Origin of the sequence: Escherichia sp. E4736 (genome assembly GCF_005781225.1) — a bacterium.
In the GTDB taxonomy this organism is placed as follows: Bacteria; Pseudomonadota; Gammaproteobacteria; order Enterobacterales; family Enterobacteriaceae; genus Escherichia.
This window is the reverse complement of the sequence record NZ_VATT01000002.1, coordinates 93,493-111,601: the sequence shown is the minus strand read 5'-3', so window position 1 is coordinate 111,601 and position 18,109 is coordinate 93,493. Positions and strand designations below refer to the sequence as shown.

Below are 18,109 nucleotides of genomic sequence, written 5' to 3'. Positions count from 1 at the left end.
TTCTAATAACTCGCCTGCAAAAAAAACGTAGACCGCGTATCGCCTTGATGCGGCTCGAAAAAAATAATAAGCCCTACAAAATATTGAGCGAGAATTTATGGAAATTGCAACGAATAAAGGCGTCATTGCAGACGCTTCGACCCCGGCGGGTCGTGCTGGAATGAGTGAAAGTGAATGGCGTGAAGCTATCAAATTCGACAGTACCGACACCGGTTGGGTGATTATGAGTATTGGGATGGCGATTGGCGCGGGGATAGTTTTTCTCCCGGTGCAGGTCGGATTGATGGGATTGTGGGTATTTTTGCTCTCATCAGTGATTGGCTACCCGGCAATGTATCTGTTTCAGCGATTGTTTATTAATACGCTGGCGGAATCTCCAGAGTGTAAAGATTACCCGAGTGTCATTAGTGGTTATTTGGGTAAAAACTGGGGCATTTTGTTAGGTGCACTTTACTTTGTGATGCTGGTTATTTGGATGTTTGTTTACTCCACCGCCATCACTAACGATAGCGCCTCCTATCTGCATACTTTCGGCGTGACGGAAGGATTGCTGTCTGACAGTCCGTTTTATGGCCTGGTACTGATTTGTATTCTGGTAGCGATCTCTTCACGCGGCGAGAAACTGTTATTCAAAATTTCGACCGGCATGGTGCTGACCAAACTGCTGGTGGTGGCGGCGCTGGGTGTATCGATGGTCGGGATGTGGCATCTGTATAACGTAGGTTCGCTGCCGCCGCTGGGGCTGCTGGTGAAAAACGCCATTATCACACTGCCGTTTACCTTAACCTCGATTCTGTTTATTCAGACGTTAAGCCCGATGGTGATTTCCTATCGCTCGCGAGAAAAATCGATCGAAGTAGCACGACACAAAGCGTTGCGGGCGATGAACATTGCGTTTGGGATCCTGTTTGTCACCGTCTTTTTCTACGCAGTGTCGTTCACTCTGGCGATGGGACATGACGAAGCAGTAAAAGCCTATGAGCAGAATATTTCCGCGCTGGCGATTGCCGCACAGTTTATTAGCGGCGACGGTGCAGCATGGGTGAAAGTGGTCAGCGTCATCCTCAATATCTTTGCCGTAATGACAGCGTTCTTTGGCGTCTATTTAGGCTTTCGCGAAGCAACGCAAGGGATCGTAATGAACATCCTGCGCCGCAAGATGCCAGCTGAGAAGATTAACGAAAATCTCGTTCAGCGCGGCATCATGATTTTCGCCATTTTACTGGCCTGGAGCGCCATCGTACTGAATGCGCCAGTGTTGAGCTTTACCTCTATCTGTAGCCCGATTTTCGGCATGGTAGGGTGCCTGATCCCGGCGTGGTTGGTTTACAAAGTACCGGCATTGCACAAATACAAAGGTGCCTCTCTGTACCTGATTATCGTCACCGGTTTGTTGCTTTGCGTTTCTCCGTTCCTGGCATTTTCATGATTTACCTGAAATTTTAAGGTTTTTATTATGTTTGATTCGACTTTAAATCCGTTATGGCAGCGTTACATCCTTGCAGTTCAGGAGGAAGTAAAACCGGCGCTGGGATGTACTGAACCGATCTCACTGGCGCTGGCGGCGGCGGTTGCTGCGGCAGAACTGGAAGGTCCGGTTGAACGTGTAGAAGCCTGGGTTTCGCCAAATCTGATGAAGAACGGTCTGGGCGTCACCGTTCCCGGTACGGGAATGGTGGGGCTGCCGATTGCCGCGGCGCTGGGGGCGTTAGGTGGAAATGCCAACGCCGGGCTGGAAGTGCTGAAAGACGCAACGGCGCAGGCAATTGCTGATGCCAAAGCGTTGCTGGCGGCGGGGAAAGTCTCGGTCAAGATCCAGGAACCTTGCGATGAAATCCTCTTCTCACGCGCCAAAGTCTGGAACGGCGAGCAGTGGGCTTGTGTCACCATCGTCGGCGGACATACCAACATTGTGCATATCGAGACGCACAATGGCGTGGTTTTTACCCAGCAGGCGTGTGTGGCAGAGGGCGAGCAAGAGTCGCCGCTGGCGGTGCTCTCCAGAACGACGCTGGCCGAGATCCTGAAGTTCGTCAATGAAGTGCCGTTTGAGGCTATCCGCTTTATTCTCGATTCTGCGAAATTAAACTGCGCGTTATCGCAGGAAGGTTTGAGTGGGAACTGGGGGCTGCATATTGGCGCGACGCTGGAAAAACAGTGTGCACGCGGTTTGCTGGCGAAAGATCTCTCCTCGTCAATTGTGATTCGTACCAGCGCGGCATCCGATGCGCGTATGGGTGGCGCAACGCTTCCGGCAATGAGTAACTCCGGTTCTGGCAACCAGGGGATCACCGCGACAATGCCCGTGGTGGTGGTCGCGGAACACTTCGGGGCAGATGATGAACGGCTGGCGCGCGCGCTGATGCTTTCGCATTTGAGCGCGATTTATATCCATAACCAGTTACCGCGTTTGTCTGCGCTGTGTGCCGCAACGACCGCCGCAATGGGCGCCGCCGCTGGGATGGCATGGCTGGTGGATGGGCGTTATGAAACCATCTCGATGGCAATCAGCAGCATGATCGGTGATGTTAGCGGTATGATTTGCGATGGCGCGTCGAACAGTTGCGCGATGAAGGTTTCGACCAGTGCGTCGGCGGCGTGGAAAGCGGTGTTAATGGCGCTGGATGATACCGCCGTGACTGGCAATGAAGGGATTGTGGCGCATGATGTTGAGCAGTCAATCGCCAACCTGTGTGCGCTGGCAAGCCATTCAATGCAGCAAACGGATCGGCAGATTATCGAGATTATGGCCAGTAAGGCCAGGTAAGCACCGGATTTCGGAGGTCATACCTGATGCCGGATGCGATGCTGACGCATCTTATCCGGCCTACGGATTGTGCGATTTGTTGATGTTGTTGGGTTTTGTACCTGGTGCCGGATGCGATGCTGGCGCATCTTATCCGGCTTACGGGGTGTGCAATTTGTTGGTTTTGTAGGCCGGATAAGGCGTTTACGCCGCATCCGGCAACCTGTTTTTACGCGGTAGCTTCATCCTCGGCTAACCGTATTTCGGCGTCGGCTACTATCGCCTCCAACTCACTCAACATCTCTTCATAGCCAAAACTTTTGGTAGCGCGGGTGGTTTCTTTCGCTGCAACGGACTTTACTGGCTGACGTTTCTTCGCCGATTTTTTACTCATCATCTTCTCCCTGTAAAAAAACTAGACAGGTAAATCTATCAGCAAAGCGCGCAGCGGGGAATCAGCAACGAGTGTAATGTTAGCCTCGTCACGAATAAATGCGCCATCACCGCAGGTCAGCGCAGCTTTCTCTTCGTGATGCGTAATCGCATGAAATTGACCGTGGATCGATTGCAAATAAGCACGCGGACCGTGCAGTTGAAAGTTCGCGCTTTCTCCCTCGGCGAGCACAATATGATGCAGCCACACCTGCTGGCGCAGTTGCAGGCTACCTTTCGCGCCATCTGGCGAGGCGATTAATTGCTGCTTGTCCATATTCAGCGCCAGTTTTTGAATCAGCGGATTCTCCCGTTGCGGGCAGGCATCCAGCCAGAGCTGCATTCGCGTTAACGGTTTGTCCTTGCTGATATTATGTTCGCTATAACTCACGCCCGGCTGAGTAGAAAGCAATAAGGCTTCACCGGCGTGGGCCTGAACATGATTACCTTCGCTGTCCCGATACTCTGCTTCTCCGTCGAGAATCACATTCAAAATATCAACTTTTGGGTAGGTACGTGGCTGGAAGGCGGCTCCTGGGGCCAACACTTCCTGGTTAAGCACGCGCAGGGAGGCATAGCCTAACAATTTAGGGTCGAAGTAGTGTCCAAAGGAAAAAGTATACCGGGCCTGCAACCATCCGTAGTCTGCTTGTCCACACTGCCTGGCAGTTCGGGTAGTAATCATAATTCTTGACCTCTCTTTACTTCCTTTTATGGTAAGGGGCTGGACGCTACATTGTTAGCCAGATATTCTGCCCGGTATGTTCAAATTTCCTGAATGAGAACGAAATGGCCAAAGAAAGGGCATTAACGCTGGAAGCACTAAGGGTTATGGATGCGATCGATCGCCGTGGTAGTTTTGCGGCGGCGGCCGATGAGCTGGGACGCGTGCCTTCCGCGCTTAGCTACACCATGCAAAAACTGGAAGAAGAGCTCGATGTGGTGCTGTTTGACCGCTCGGGCCATCGCACCAAATTCACCAATGTCGGGCGGATGTTGTTGGAGCGAGGACGTGTTCTGCTGGAAGCCGCAGATAAACTGACCACCGATGCCGAAGCCCTCGCGCGTGGTTGGGAAACGCATCTCACCATTGTGACCGAGGCGCTGGTGCCCACGCCTGCCTTTTTCCCGTTGATCGACAAACTGGCGGCTAAAGCCAATACCCAACTGGCAATCATCACCGAAGTGCTGGCGGGGGCGTGGGAGCGGCTGGAACAGGGGCGAGCAGATATTGTTATCGCGCCGGATATGCATTTTCGTTCCTCGTCGGAGATCAACTCTCGTAAGCTTTACACCTTGATGAACGTCTACGTGGCAGCGCCTGATCACCCGATTCATCAGGAGCCGGAACCGCTTTCTGAAGTTACGCGCGTGAAATATCGCGGAATTGCAGTGGCAGATACTGCTCGTGAACGCCCGGTATTGACCGTACAGTTACTGGATAAACAACCGCGCCTGACGGTCAGCACCATTGAAGATAAACGTCAGGCATTGCTGGCAGGGCTTGGCGTCGCAACGATGCCGTACCCGATGGTAGAAAAAGATATCGCTGAAGGACGGTTGCGTGTAGTTAGTCCGGAATCGACCAGCGAAATCGATATTATTATGGCCTGGCGTCGCGACAGTATGGGAGAAGCAAAATCCTGGTGTCTGCGGGAAATTCCAAAGTTGTTCGCTGGAAAATAATCTATAAAGCACCTTTCACAAGGTGCTTAATTATTATTCCTGTTCCAGTTTTGGATCAGGTCCAAACCGGTTTTCGCCTGGTGTTCCCGGCTGGCAGTTAAAGATGATGATAATCAGCCAACCGATAAACGGAATTAAGAACAGTAGCACCCACCATGCTGAACGGTCGGTGTCATGCAGGCGACGGAACTGTACAGCCCACCACGGCAAAAATACCAGAATGCCGTAGATAGTCGTCAGGATGCCTTCGCCACCGGCACGTTGCCAGCCCAGCATTTTATCCAGCAGCCCCAGCACGAGCGTAAAGATGATGTTGACCAGAATAAACATCCAGTACTCTTTGCGCCGTGCACGTCCCCGGAAACCGACATAATTTTTTAGTACTTTCAGATACCAGTCCATTTTTGCCTCAATTTTGCTCAATCACTTGTTTTTAAAGCAGCAAATTAAGAATAGACATGAATGAATTTGCAGTAAATATTATCTCGATGAATTAATAAGGCGCTGTGAAGGATAAGGGCAAGCGTAAAATCGCCAGATGCGCTACGCTTATCTGGCCTGGGCGGGTTCTACAATATATTGAATGTACAATGTTTTGTAGGTCAGATAAGGCGTTCCCGCCACATCCGACATGAACAACACGCACTTAGCCAACAACCAGAGGCACCACGAAGGGTGCCTTTGTTTAACCGAAGCGAACATCCCGCCCGTGCGGTTCATCGAGATCCTGCCACGGGCCAATCGAAATAATTCCTGTTGGGTTGATGGTCTTATGGCTGCGGAAGTAGTGATTACGGATATGGTCGAAATTGACGGTTTCAGCTATTCCCGGCATCTGATAGATATCGCGCAGGAAGCCATACAAATTCAGGTAATCGCTGATACGGTGCTTATCGCACTTGAAGTGGGTGACATACACCGGATCAAAACGGACCAGCGTGGTCCACAGGCGAATATCGGCTTCGGTTAGCTGGTTACCTGTCAGGAAGCGATGCTGCCCTAATATCTGTTCCAGACGCGCCAGTGATTCAAACACTTTCACCACCGCCTCGTCGTAGGCTTCCTGGCTGGTGGCAAAACCAGCTTTATAGACACCATTATTTACGGTGTCGTATATCCAGCCGTTAAGTTCGTCAATTTTAGTTTGCAGAGCCGGGGGGTAATAATCGCCCGCTTTTGCGCCCAGCGCATCAAATGCGGTATTGAACATGCGGATAATTTCTGCTGATTCGTTGCTGACAATGGTGTGATTTTTTTTGTCCCACAGCACGGGGACAGTAACACGTCCGCTGTAGTGTGGATCAGCGTGGAGATAAAGCTGGTACAGGAATTCATGTTGATAGAGCGTATCGCCGGTTGCCCCCGGGAAACTGTCATCAAAGGTCCAGCCGTTTTCCAGCATCAGCGGGTTCACCACGGATACGGAAATAAACGGTTCCAGTCCTTTGAGTTTACGCATGATCAGCGTGCGGTGCGCCCACGGGCAGGCGAGTGAGACATAGAGATGATAACGATCTTTCTCTGCGGCAAATCCACCTTTGCCAGTGGGGCCTGGTGCGCCATCGGCAGTGAGCCAGTTACGAAATGCGGAAGCTGAACGTTGAAATTTACCGCCAGTGGATTTGGTGTCGTACCAGGTGTCATGCCAGACGCCGTCAATCAGTTGACCCATTTTTCTCTCCTCCAATAGCAAAAACGAGGAGCGTTTCTCCTCGTTTGAGACTGATGGCAAACGCAAAACTGCCTGATGCGCTATGCTTATCAGGCCTACGAGGTTCTTGCAATATATTGAATTTGCATGTTTTTGTAAGCCGGATAAAGCGTTCACGCCGCATCCGGCATGAACAACGCGTACTTTGTCAACAATCTGAAACGAGGAGTTTCCCCCTCGTTTTTTATCGTTAAGTATAGCGCGTGCTTACCACTTTTTATTCAGCAGACGGTCGATGCTATACGCGCCCGGTCCGGTAATCGCCAGCAGCAGGAATCCGCCAGAAATTGTCAGGTTTTTCATGAACATCAGCGAGTTGACGCCTTCAGCAAAGTTGCTGTGAAATAAAAACGCCGTCAACAGTGTAAAGCCAGCGGTAAACAGCGCGGTGGTGCGAGTCAGGAAACCGAACAGGATTGCCAAACCGCCACCGAACTCAAGCAGGATCACCAGCGGCAGCATAAAGCCCGGGACGCCCATTGCTTCCATGTATTGTTGAGTACCTGCATAACCGGTAATTTTCCCCCAACCTGCGGTAACGAACAGAATCGGCATTAAAATACGCGCTACCAGTACACCAACATCTTCTAATTTTTTCATCATACTCTCCACTGCGCCACTCAGGCTGCTGATTGTTTTTTTGTGCAAGGGCGCGGTATTAGCGTCATTGCTGTCGATGGAGAGAAGCATAAACGTAGTGAATGGTGATTGTTAGCAAGGAAAACTGTCAAAAATTTTCAAAAAATTTGAGGGATAAGGCCGGAATAGTTCCGGCCAGAGAGGAATTTAACCGCGAAGCTGTTGCTGATTGAGGGTGGTTTTAACCAGACGCCACGCACTCCAGACGCCAAAACCGCGCCTGGCCCAGCGGACCAGCATATTCGGATGGCGAATCGTCCAGATAGCCATCACGCTGCTGCCGACCAGCGCCCAGGAACGCAGGCTCAACAGCATATTCCAACGACGATCGTAGGCGCCTGTCGCCCCCAGCCAGTCACGCCGACTGGCGGAAAGATCCAACCGTTGCTGCTGGATCTGACGAAGCAGCTGTGCCTTACGTTGTTCACGTTCGACTTTACCGCTCACGGGACTCCTCCTCGAGAAGTTGTCGATCGTTTGCCAGTTCGTGACGCGTATGGCGCAGCAAGGTGGATTTGCGCGACTTGCGTAATGTCCAGATACCGCCGATGAGTGCCAGAAGCAGCAATACCACAGTGGTGGCAATCATTGCATTCAGGCGATATTGCGGATCAACTGCCCAGATAATCAGCACCATCAGGCTCATAAGACCAAATGCAGCGAAAAGCATCGTCAGGCCGAGCATCAGTAAAAGCTGAAAGATATTGGCTTTTTCTTCTTCCAGCTCAACCACCGCCAGCCGCAGACGCGTCTCCACCATTTCGACCATGATGGTGACAATTCGCTGCCCGATTCCCAGAACGCTTTTACCGGGCCCTTGCGCGTGATGAGTGTCCGCCATAATTAACGACGCGACAGCAGAACGCCCAGCACCACGCCGATGGCTGCGCCAATACCAACTCCCGCCCACGGATTTTCACGCACATACTCATCGGCACGCGCCGCCGCTTCGCGGGTTTGTTTAGCAATCGCATCACCGGTTTCACCCAGACGATAGCGACTCTGCTTCAGTGCCTGTTCCGCTTTGCTACGAATCTTACTCAGCTCTTCTTTTGACTTTTCGCCAGAGGAGCTAAGAACCTCTTCCAGCGTATCGGACAGGGATTTCAACTCAGCACGCAGGTGTTCCGTAGTGTGTTCTTTCGACATAGTTTTCTCCAGGTGAGTAAGTATTAACTATTGGGGATTAGTAGTCGCGCGCTTCCAGCTTTTTCAGCTCTTCCTGCGCTTCTGCCAGTTTCCGTTCGCGTTTAGCAATCTTATCGGCATCGCCTTTTTGTTTCGCCTCGGCTAAATCATGCTTGCGTTCTGCCACTTCATCTTTCTGCTTCGCGATTTTCTTTTGATGAGCGGCACGCAACTGGTTATCTGAACAATTCGCCCGCACTTCACTAAGGGCTTTGTTCAGGCCATTGATACGATTCTGGTTTTGGTGTTTTTCGGCATAGCTGATCTCCTTAAGGATATTTTGCTCCTTTTCCTGACAAAGGGTAGTGGCATAACTACTGACACTAAGAGCAAAAAGAGAAACAGCTAAAGCGATGCGGTATTTCATTCTTGAACCTTCCATTGTGACTCGGACCCATTACAGAGGAACGATTGTCCAGACAACGAGGCGGTGGTATTAACCACCGCCTTATTAATCATAGACAGTAACGGTGAAATCACCAAAGTGAGTGATATGTTTCGGATAACAGGAAGTTATCCGAAGCGATGAGAATTGTCCCGCAGCCGGGTCAGCCATTGCATGGCCTGATTATTATCGTCCTGCTGCGCAATGATGTAGCCATGAGGCAATGTTCTATCGAGGACCGCTTTGGCGGCGGCGCTTTGATCGCTGGAATCAAACGTAATCAACAGAGTGTCATTCTTAGGGGTGATGCTTTTGAAAGGAATTCCATGAGCGTCAAGGTGATGCCAGATGGAAAAACCGTCCGGCATCGTCGTCCCTTGATGAATGGCGCGGATCGCCAGCGTGGATTCTTGTTGACGAACCGCAGACCAGGCCAGCAGCAGCGTGCCAGCCAGCAATATAGCAGCGCCGAACCAGGCTAGCTGGCGAAGCGACATGCGAGGTATTTGCATCCTTTACCCCCGATTTCCATATTTCTTTTTCCATAACACAACCAGAGAACCTGCCAGGCCGAACACCAGCAGTACCACCGGGAGCAGCATCAGGCATGACATCAGCTGGTCCTCATACTTCAAAAATACCGGCGTCTTGCCGAGCATGTAACCTAAGGTTGTCAGAATCAACACCCACAGCAGGCCACTCATCCAGTTGAAGAACTGAAAGCGGGCGTTATTCAGCCCTGACAATCCGGCAATGGTCGGCAGTAATGTTCTGACAAATGCGATAAAGCGACCAATTAACAGCGCAGATAAACCGTGTTTATGAAAAAGATGGTGTGCGCGTTGGTGGTAGTGCGCAGGTAAATGGGATAGCCAGTTTTGTACGGTGCGGGTGTTTCCCAGCCATCGCCCCTGTATGTAGCTGACCCAGCAACCGAGGCTGGCCGCAACAGTGAGCAGCATAATAGTCTGCGGGTAACCCATTGCGCCTTTGGCAATCAATACACCGACCAACACCAGCAAGCTGTCGCCTGGTAAAAAGGCCGCTGGAAGCAAGCCGTTTTCGAGGAACAAAATCACAAACAAGACAAAATACAACATGCCAATCATCGACGGATTGGCCAGGGTTTCAAAATCCTGCGCCCACAGGGCTTGCAGCAATTGGGTCAAAAGTTCCATTCATTATTCCTGGTGAATCGGTTAACGCCACGCCGGTTTTAAATGATGCACACCCGTCAGGTTATTGCTGTTGTTGTATATATTGCGGGTCGAGACACCAATACGGCCTGAACTATTCCCTGTTAAAACGTGAGATAAGAAAACATTTAATAGCATAAATTCAAATTGAATCTAATTGTAACAAAGGTCAACGTTGTTCGTTATCAAAATTACATGTCCGTGGAGTCTGATTTTGCTGATTGCAGAGGAGGGTGGCGAGAGGATTTACACAGGCTGACACTTTATACTTTTCGCTTACTGATAAAGCGAACAGGCGCGTTGCTGCGCCTGTCAGAAATGGGAGTTTATTTGCTGCTGTTGGCCACAGTATCCAGATGAACGACTGGATTCTCGGCGAACAAATAGCGGTCGGCATTGAACTCGAAATCGTCACTGGTTTCGTTAAACAACATAATTTTGGTATTTTCCAGATGCTGCCACATTGCAAGTTTGGCGGCATGAGGATCTTTGCGTATCAACGCTTTGAGGATCTGATCGTGGTCATCACACCAGTTATCGACGGTACGGGAATCAATGTGCTCGTGCAGCTTTTTCCAGTACGGGTTATGGCTACGCTGGGTCCACATTTTCTCTACGATGGCAGCCAGTGCAGAGTTCTGCGTCGCTAATGCGACCTGAATATGAAACTGCAAATCCCACTCGGAATCACGGAAGCATTGTTCGCCGCGCGCCTGCTCCTGGATGGCCATCAGTTTCATGATGTCCTGTTTCGTTACCTGGGTTGCAGCAAACTCGGCAATATTGCTTTCGATAAGTTGACGTGCCTGGAGCAGTTCAAACGGACCGTAATTGGCAAATTCCATATTCGCGTCCGCCGCCTGCTGATGGCGAGGCTGGTTGGAAACCACATGAATTCCCGAGCCTTTGCGTACTTCTACATAGCCCTCGACTTCAAGCATGATGATGGCTTCACGAACCACGGTGCGGCTGACGTTTTTTTCATCAGAAATAAAACGTTCGGCGGGCAGTTTATCACCCACCAGATAGACGCCCTGCTCGATGCGTTCTTTCAGGTCAGCGGCGAGCTGTTGGTACAAACGGCGTGGTTCAGTGATTTCCATATGCGCTCCAGGCATGATACGGCAGACTATATTTGTTATACCACTTTTGCGAGCTTAGCTCTACTCGCAGTGGTGAAAAAGCCGCCTGAGAAGGCGGCTTTGAAGGGAAACTAAAACTTACATTTAGCGTTAATGTTGCGGTGCGGGGTCGTTATGTGATTCCTGCGCTACCTCAATTGCCGGTTTGTTCTGCAACACGGTCCAGATAACCAGCGCGCCTAACAGGTCGAACACCGCCAGTACTGCGAACAGCGGGCTGAAGCCGATGGTGTCAGCCAGTGCACCTACAACCAGCGCAAACAGCGTACTTGCCAGCCATGCAGACATCCCAGTCAGACCGTTTGCCGTTGCCACTTCGTTACGACCAAACACGTCAGAAGAGAGGGTAATCAGCGCGCCAGACAGTGCCTGGTGAGCAAAACCACCGATACACAGCAGCATAATCGCGACATACGGGTTGGTGAACAGACCGATCATACCTGGGCCAATCATCAGTACCGCACCCAGTGTTACCACCATCTTACGGGAAACAATCAGGTTCACACCAAACCAACGCTGGAACAGTGGCGGCAGGTAACCACCGAGGATACAACCAAGGTCAGCAAACAGCATTGGCATCCAGGCGAACATCGCGATCTCTTTCAAGTTAAAGCCGTAAACTTTAAACATGAACAGCGGGATCCACGCGTTGAAAGTACCCCAGGCCGGTTCAGCCAGGAAGCGCGGTAATGCGATACCCCAGAACTGACGGTTACGCAGGATCTGAGCAACGGACATTTTCTTCGCCGCGCCAACCTGGTGCTGGGCTTCCTGACCATTAATAATGTAGTCACGTTCTTCATCGGTCAGATGTTTCTGGTCGCGTGGATGTTTATAGAAAATCAACCATGCCATCGCCCAGATAAAGCTCAACGCACCGGAGATGATAAATGCCATCTGCCAGCTGTGCATGACGATTGCCCATACCACCAGCGGCGGCGCAATCATCGCACCAATTGAGGAACCAACGTTAAAGTAACCTACTGCGATGGAGCGTTCTTTCGCCGGGAACCATTCAGAACTGGCTTTCAGACCTGCAGGGATCATCGCTGCTTCTGCCGCACCTACCGCACCACGGGCAATCGCCAGACCGCCCCAGCTACCAGCCAGTGCGGTTGCGCCACAGAATACCGCCCACAGCACGGCAAACATTGCGTAACCGATTTTCGTCCCCAGAACATCCAGTACATAACCCGCTACAGGTTGCATGACCGTATATGCAGCAGAATAGGCTGCGATGATGTAGGAATACTGTTGGGTGGAGATGTTTAACTCTTCCATCAGAGTTGGTGCAGCTGCCGCCACAGTGTTACGCGTCAGGTAACCGAGCACGGTGCCGAGCGTCACCAATGCGATCATGTACCAACGTAACCCTTTAATTTTACGCATGTAAAACCTCATCGTTTTGTTATATCCGCAATAAGCGCGGTCATCATCCTGCCTGGGGCAGAGGATGTTAGTTACGACCGGATGACCGAAAAAAAAACCGGTACACCCCGAACGCTGCCATGAAAGTTTCGTGCTAATTCGGCTTCCGTACCGGTCAACCCAATTCATCTAACAAATGAATGAATCGGCAATTTGCATTCCGTCGACTTATGATTCGCGACGGCAGAAAGATAACTTGTCATACAACTTTAAAAGGTGAGAGCCATCACAAATGTGGGAATATTTGTAGGGGCATTACTGGATGAGAGCGAAGCCAGAACTGGCGCGGCTTGCAGAGGGATTTACCACTTTGAGAGTAATTTTTTTAACTACGTTTATTGATCTAACTCACGAAAATATCTTCGGGCTCTGGAAATTGGTGTGATAACTTTGTCAGCATCGCACCCTAAGCAAGCTAGCTCACTCGTTGAGAGGAAGACGATAATGACTCCGTTTATGACTGAAGATTTCCTGTTAGATACTGAATTTGCCCGCCGTCTGTATCACGACTACGCAAAAGACCAGCCGATTTTCGACTACCACTGCCATTTACCGCCGCAGCAAATCGCAGAAGACTATCGCTTTAAGAATCTGTATGACATCTGGCTGAAAGGCGACCACTACAAATGGCGTGCAATGCGTACCAATGGTGTTGCTGAGCGCCTGTGTACTGGTGATGCATCTGACCGTGAGAAGTTTGATGCCTGGGCGGCGACCGTTCCGCACACGATCGGTAACCCGTTATACCACTGGACGCACCTCGAACTGCGTCGTCCGTTTGGCATCACTGGCAAACTGCTGTCTCCGTCTACTGCAGATGAAATCTGGAACGAATGTAACGAACTGCTGGCGCAGGACAAATTCTCCGCGCGCGGCATCATGCAGCAGATGAACGTGAAAATGGTCGGCACCACCGACGACCCGATCGACTCTCTGGAACATCACGCAGAGATCGCCAAAGACGGCTCTTTCAACATCAAAGTGCTGCCGAGCTGGCGTCCGGATAAAGCCTTTAACATTGAACAGGCGACCTTTAACGACTACATGGCGAAGCTGGGCGAAGTTTCCGATACCGATATTCGCCGCTTTGCTGATCTGCAAACTGCTCTGACCAAACGTCTGGATCACTTTGCCGCTCACGGCTGTAAAGTGTCTGACCACGCGCTGGATGTGGTGATGTTTGCCGAAGCGAACGAAGCGGAACTGGACAGCATCCTGGCACGTCGTCTGGCCGGCGAAACCCTGAGTGAGCACGAAGTGGCACAGTTCAAAACTGCGGTGCTGGTATTCCTGGGCGCCGAATATGCACGTCGCGGCTGGGTACAGCAGTACCACATTGGCGCGCTGCGTAATAACAACCTGCGTCAGTTCAAACTGCTGGGGCCGGATGTCGGCTTTGACTCCATCAACGACCGTCCGATGGCGGAAGAACTGTCTAAGCTGCTGAGCAAACAGAACGAAGAAAACCTGCTGCCGAAAACCATTCTCTACTGCCTGAATCCGCGCGATAACGAAGTGCTGGGTACTATGATCGGTAACTTCCAGGGCGAAGGTATGCCAGGCAAAATGCAGTTCGGTTCCGGCTGGTGGTTTAACGATCAGAAAGACGGTATGGAACGTCAGATGACTCAACTGGCACAGCTCGGTCTGCTGAGCCGTTTTGTTGGGATGCTGACTGACAGCCGTAGCTTCCTGTCGTACACCCGTCACGAATACTTCCGCCGCATTCTGTGCCAGATGATTGGCCGCTGGGTGGAAGCGGGCGAAGCACCGGCGGACATCAACCTGCTGGGCGAGATGGTGAGAAATATTTGCTTTAACAATGCGCGTGACTACTTCGCCATTGAACTGAACTAAGGTCTGGGGTTGATATGCAATACATCAAGATCCATGCGCTGGATAACGTCGCGGTCGCGTTAGTGGATTTGGCGGAAGGCACTGAAATCAGTGTCGATAACCAGACCGTAACGCTGCGCCAGGATGTTGCTCGTGGACATAAATTTGCGTTAACAGATATCGAAAAAGGGGCCAACGTCATTAAATATGGCCTACCGATTGGTTATGCATTGGCGGATATTGCGGCGGGGGAACACGTTCACGCCCACAATACGCGCACGAATCTGAGCGATCTGGATCAGTATCGCTATCAACCTGATTTTCAGGATCTGCCTGCGCAAGCGGCAGATCGTGAAGTGCAGATCTATCGTCGCGCTAACGGTGATGTCGGGGTGCGTAACGAGTTGTGGATCCTGCCGACCGTGGGCTGCGTTAACGGCATCGCGCGACAGATCCAGAACCGTTTTTTGAAAGAGACGAACAACGCTGAAGGTACTGACGGTGTGTTCCTCTTCAGCCACACCTATGGCTGCTCGCAGCTGGGCGACGATCACATTAATACCCGCACCATGCTGCAAAACATGGTGCGTCATCCGAACGCAGGCGCAGTGTTGGTCATTGGTCTGGGCTGTGAAAACAACCAGGTTGATGCTTTCCGTGAAACGCTGGGCGATATCGATCCTGAACGCGTGCATTTCATGATCTGCCAACAGCAGGATGATGAGATTGAAGCCGGGATCGAGCATTTGCATCAGCTGTATAACGTCATGCGCAATGACAAGCGCGAGCCGGGTAAACTCAGCGAACTGAAGTTTGGTCTGGAGTGCGGCGGTTCCGACGGCCTTTCCGGTATTACTGCTAACCCAATGCTGGGGCGTTTCTCTGATTACGTCATCGCTAACGGCGGTACTACCGTGCTGACCGAAGTACCGGAGATGTTCGGTGCAGAGCAGTTACTGATGGACCATTGCCGTGACGAAGCGACGTTTGAAAAATTGGTCACTATGGTCAACGACTTCAAACAGTACTTTATTGCCCATGACCAGCCGATCTACGAAAACCCATCGCCGGGGAACAAAGCGGGTGGTATCACCACGCTGGAAGATAAATCACTCGGCTGTACGCAGAAAGCGGGCTCCAGCCAGGTGGTAGACGTGCTGCGCTACGGCGAACGTTTGAAAACACCAGGGCTGAACCTGTTAAGTGCACCGGGTAACGATGCCGTAGCGACCAGCGCCCTGGCGGGTGCGGGCTGCCACATGGTGCTGTTTAGTACCGGTCGCGGCACGCCGTACGGCGGATTTGTACCGACGGTGAAAATCGCTACCAACAGCGAACTGGCAGCGAAGAAAAAACACTGGATCGACTTTGACGCGGGTCAGCTGATCCACGGTAAAGCGATGCCGCAGTTGCTGGAAGAATTTATCGATACCATCGTTGAGTTTGCCAACGGTAAGCAAACCTGCAACGAGCGTAACGACTTTCGCGAACTGGCGATCTTTAAAAGCGGCGTAACGCTGTAAAGTCGAAATAAGTTGTGAATAAAAAACGGCGTTTCATAATATGAAGCGTCGTTTAAGATTGTTGATAAACGCATAATTGCCTGATGCGCTTCGCAATATAGTAAAGTTGCACGATCTTGTAGGCCGGATAAGGCGTTTACGCCGCATCCGGCAAGAAATGAGATGCACTTTGTCAGCAATCTGAAGCGGCGTTTCTAACTCGAAGCGCCGTTTGCTTTTCCATACCTGCTAAGGATTTATCATGACCGCGTATTGGCTGGCCCAGGGCGTCGGTGTCATCGCCTTTCTGATTGGTATTACAACATTCTTCAACCGCGATGAACGTCGCTTCAAAATTCAGCTTTCCATCTATAGCGTATTTATTGGCATACATTTTTTCCTGATGGGTGTCTTCCCGGCGGGGGCCAGCTCAATCCTCAATGCTATCCGTACGTTAATTACTCTGCGTACCCGTAGTTTATGGATAATGGCGATCTTCATCGTGCTGACGGGAGGAGTTGGTCTGGCGAAGTTCCATCATCCGATGGAGCTGCTGCCAGTCATTGGCACGATTGTCAGTACCTGGGCGCTATTTCGCTTTAAAGGACTGACCATGCGCTGCGTGATGTGGTTTTCTACTTGTTGCTGGTTAACTCACAACATTTGGGCCGGGTCGATTGGTGGCACGATGATTGAGGGTAGTTTTCTGCTAATGAATGGCCTGAACATCATTCGTTTCTGGCGTATGCAGAGAAGGGGAATTGATCCGTTTAAAGTGGAGAAAACCCCTTCCGCCGTAGACGAAAGGGGCTAAGCATTAGTTTCGCAGGGCGCTATTTGCCAGACGTGCATCTTCCGCCTGGCAAGCCGCTGCGGTGAACAGCACGTCAGTTGAAGAGTTCAGCGCGGTTTCGCAGGAGTCCTGCAACACGCCGATGATAAAGCCGACGGCAACCACCTGCATGGCGATATCGTTCGGAATACCGAACATATTACAGGCCAGCGGGATCAGCAGCAGAGAACCACCTGCCACGCCTGATGCACCACAGGCACAAAGTGATGCAACTACGCTCAACAGCAGCGCCGTGGGCAGATCCACCGGAATACCCAGCGTATGGACCGCAGCCAGCGTCAACACGGTAATGGTAATGGCTGCGCCTGCCATATTGATCGTCGCCCCTAGCGGAATAGAAACGGAATAGGTATCGCGGTCCAGATTTAGCTTTTCACACAACGCCATGTTTACCGGAATATTCGCCGCCGAGCTACGGGTGAAGAAGGCGTATACACCGCTTTCGCGCAGGCACAGCAGCACCAGCGGGAATGGGTTACGACGAATTTTCCACCATACCAGCAGCGGGTTAACCACCAGCGCCACCAGCAACATACAGCCAACCAGCACCACCAGCAGTTGCGCATAGCCCCACAGGGTGGAGAAACCGGTGGTTGCCAGCGTTGAAGCTACCAGACCAAAAATACCGATTGGTGCGAAACGAATCACCAGTTTCACCATAAAGGTAACGGCATTCGACATATCGTTGACCAGGTTTTTGGTGGTTTCGTTACCGTGACGCAGAGCGAAACCAAGGCCAATGGCCCACACCAGAATCCCGATGTAGTTACCTTTCAGCAGGGCGTCGATGGGGTTGGAAACCATGCTCAACACCAGCCCTCGCATCACTTCCACAATGCCTGACGGCGGGGAAATATCGCTCGCGCTACTGGACAAATGCAGGGTCGAAGGGAAGGCGAAGCTGAAGACAACTGCAGCCAGCGCGGCAGAGAAAGTACCCAGCAGATAGAGGAACAGAATAGGGCGGATATTGGTTTTCTGCCCGTGCTGGTGGTTAGCGATGGAAGCCATTACCAGCATCAGCACCAGAATTGGCGCTACAGCTTTCAATGCACCGACGAACAAAGTGCCTAACAGACCGACAGCTTCAGCGGCCGGTTTTGAGATCCATGCCAGGAGAATCCCCAGAACAAGGCCGACCAGGATTTGTTTTACCAGGCTGCCCTGAGCCAGACGCCGGAATAGCCCCGGTGAACGTTGCGTAGTCATTTTTCGATCCTTTCGTTGTGTTGTCGCACATCCCTGGTGCGTTCTGTCGACGCATCTTTCAGGATGTAACAAAGTGTTTGCCAAGTCGAGTATAAGGAAAGTTACAGCTTCGGGAAGCGAAAAATGCTGGATTTTAAAGAGAGGTCATGTTTTGCA

20 protein-coding genes are annotated in these 18,109 nt (G+C 51.4%); 6 read left to right on the top strand and 14 right to left on the bottom strand.

All coding sequences use genetic code 11. The features are described 5' to 3' along the window. Window positions 1-97: 97 nt before the first annotated feature. Window positions 98-1,429: an amino acid permease gene (locus FEK46_RS01315; RefSeq protein ID WP_130210814.1), complete on the top strand. Its 1,332-nt coding sequence runs from the start codon at window positions 98-100 to the stop codon at window positions 1,427-1,429. Between the two features lie 27 nt (window positions 1,430-1,456). After that, complete coding sequence (gene cyuA, locus FEK46_RS01310) at window positions 1,457-2,767, top strand: cysteine desulfidase (RefSeq protein WP_130210816.1); 1,311 nt, start codon at window positions 1,457-1,459, stop codon at window positions 2,765-2,767. 208 nt (window positions 2,768-2,975) lie between these two features. Here the strand turns inward: cyuA and yhaL are convergent, their stop codons facing one another. Then, window positions 2,976-3,140 carry a protein YhaL gene (yhaL, locus tag FEK46_RS01305; protein WP_130210466.1) on the bottom strand — a complete coding sequence of 55 codons (165 nt, stop codon included), beginning with the start codon at window positions 3,138-3,140 and terminating at the stop codon, window positions 2,976-2,978. A 21-nt stretch (window positions 3,141-3,161) separates the two neighbouring features. After that, window positions 3,162-3,863, bottom strand: a complete 702-nt coding sequence (locus FEK46_RS01300) for a pirin family protein (protein ID WP_130210374.1) — start codon at window positions 3,861-3,863, stop codon at window positions 3,162-3,164. Window positions 3,864-3,967: 104 nt separating this feature from the next. Here FEK46_RS01300 and yhaJ point away from each other — a divergent pair, with 104 nt between their 5' ends. Next, window positions 3,968-4,864: a DNA-binding transcriptional regulator YhaJ gene (yhaJ, locus tag FEK46_RS01295; protein WP_001041008.1), complete on the top strand. Its 897-nt coding sequence runs from the start codon at window positions 3,968-3,970 to the stop codon at window positions 4,862-4,864. Between the two features lie 33 nt (window positions 4,865-4,897). Here yhaJ and FEK46_RS01290 read toward each other — a convergent pair whose 3' ends face one another. From FEK46_RS01290 to exuT, 11 genes are all read right to left on the bottom strand, one after another. Then, window positions 4,898-5,266 (bottom strand): DUF805 domain-containing protein, encoded by a 369-nt coding sequence (locus FEK46_RS01290; protein ID WP_130218283.1) that lies wholly within the window; start codon window positions 5,264-5,266, stop codon window positions 4,898-4,900. Between the two features lie 283 nt (window positions 5,267-5,549). Beyond that, window positions 5,550-6,536: a glutathionyl-hydroquinone reductase YqjG gene (gene yqjG / locus FEK46_RS01285; protein ID WP_130210378.1), complete on the bottom strand. Its 987-nt coding sequence runs from the start codon at window positions 6,534-6,536 to the stop codon at window positions 5,550-5,552. 246 nt (window positions 6,537-6,782) lie between these two features. Next, a complete protein-coding gene (locus FEK46_RS01280) occupies window positions 6,783-7,175 on the bottom strand; it encodes a DoxX family protein (protein ID WP_135488730.1) in 393 nt (130 codons plus the stop codon). 186 nt (window positions 7,176-7,361) lie between these two features. Next, entirely contained in the window at window positions 7,362-7,661 is a 300-nt protein-coding gene (locus FEK46_RS01275; RefSeq protein WP_135559867.1) for a YqjK-like family protein, read from the bottom strand. After that, the gene (locus FEK46_RS01270) at window positions 7,651-8,055 is read right to left on the bottom strand and encodes a phage holin family protein (RefSeq protein ID WP_130210384.1); all 405 of its coding nucleotides are present in this window, start codon (window positions 8,053-8,055) and stop codon (window positions 7,651-7,653) included. The genes FEK46_RS01275 and FEK46_RS01270 overlap by 11 nt, the downstream gene beginning before the upstream one ends. A gap of 2 nt (window positions 8,056-8,057) precedes the next feature. Then, on the bottom strand, window positions 8,058-8,363 hold the full coding sequence (locus tag FEK46_RS01265; RefSeq protein WP_130210386.1) for a YqjD family protein: 306 nt from the start codon (window positions 8,361-8,363) through the stop codon (window positions 8,058-8,060). A 37-nt stretch (window positions 8,364-8,400) separates the two neighbouring features. After that, on the bottom strand, window positions 8,401-8,769 hold the full coding sequence (gene yqjC, locus FEK46_RS01260; protein WP_135559866.1) for a DUF1090 family protein YqjC: 369 nt from the start codon (window positions 8,767-8,769) through the stop codon (window positions 8,401-8,403). Between the two features lie 146 nt (window positions 8,770-8,915). Beyond that, a complete protein-coding gene (gene mzrA / locus FEK46_RS01255) occupies window positions 8,916-9,299 on the bottom strand; it encodes an EnvZ/OmpR regulon moderator MzrA (protein WP_130210390.1) in 384 nt (127 codons plus the stop codon). 3 nt (window positions 9,300-9,302) lie between these two features. After that, a complete protein-coding gene (gene yqjA, locus FEK46_RS01250) occupies window positions 9,303-9,965 on the bottom strand; it encodes a DedA family general envelope maintenance protein YqjA (protein WP_064529586.1) in 663 nt (220 codons plus the stop codon). 344 nt (window positions 9,966-10,309) lie between these two features. After that, window positions 10,310-11,086, bottom strand: coding sequence for a transcriptional regulator ExuR (gene exuR / locus FEK46_RS01245; protein WP_064529587.1), 777 nt, complete (start codon window positions 11,084-11,086; stop codon window positions 10,310-10,312). 129 nt (window positions 11,087-11,215) lie between these two features. Next, window positions 11,216-12,514 carry a hexuronate transporter ExuT gene (exuT, locus tag FEK46_RS01240; RefSeq protein WP_130210392.1) on the bottom strand — a complete coding sequence of 433 codons (1,299 nt, stop codon included), beginning with the start codon at window positions 12,512-12,514 and terminating at the stop codon, window positions 11,216-11,218. Window positions 12,515-12,997: 483 nt separating this feature from the next. Between exuT and uxaC the strand changes: the two genes are divergently transcribed. The 3 genes from uxaC to FEK46_RS01225 all read left to right on the top strand — a co-directional run bounded on the left by uxaC (window position 12,998) and on the right by FEK46_RS01225 (window position 16,705). Further along, window positions 12,998-14,410 (top strand): glucuronate isomerase, encoded by a 1,413-nt coding sequence (gene uxaC / locus FEK46_RS01235; RefSeq protein WP_130210394.1) that lies wholly within the window; start codon window positions 12,998-13,000, stop codon window positions 14,408-14,410. 14 nt (window positions 14,411-14,424) lie between these two features. Next, the gene (gene uxaA, locus FEK46_RS01230; RefSeq protein WP_130210396.1) at window positions 14,425-15,912 is read left to right on the top strand and encodes an altronate dehydratase; all 1,488 of its coding nucleotides are present in this window, start codon (window positions 14,425-14,427) and stop codon (window positions 15,910-15,912) included. Window positions 15,913-16,153: 241 nt separating this feature from the next. After that, complete coding sequence (locus FEK46_RS01225) at window positions 16,154-16,705, top strand: YgjV family protein (RefSeq protein WP_130210398.1); 552 nt, start codon at window positions 16,154-16,156, stop codon at window positions 16,703-16,705. A 3-nt stretch (window positions 16,706-16,708) separates the two neighbouring features. Here the strand turns inward: FEK46_RS01225 and sstT are convergent, their stop codons facing one another. Then, a complete protein-coding gene (gene sstT, locus FEK46_RS01220; protein WP_130210400.1) occupies window positions 16,709-17,953 on the bottom strand; it encodes a serine/threonine transporter SstT in 1,245 nt (414 codons plus the stop codon). Window positions 17,954-18,109 lie beyond the last annotated feature (156 nt).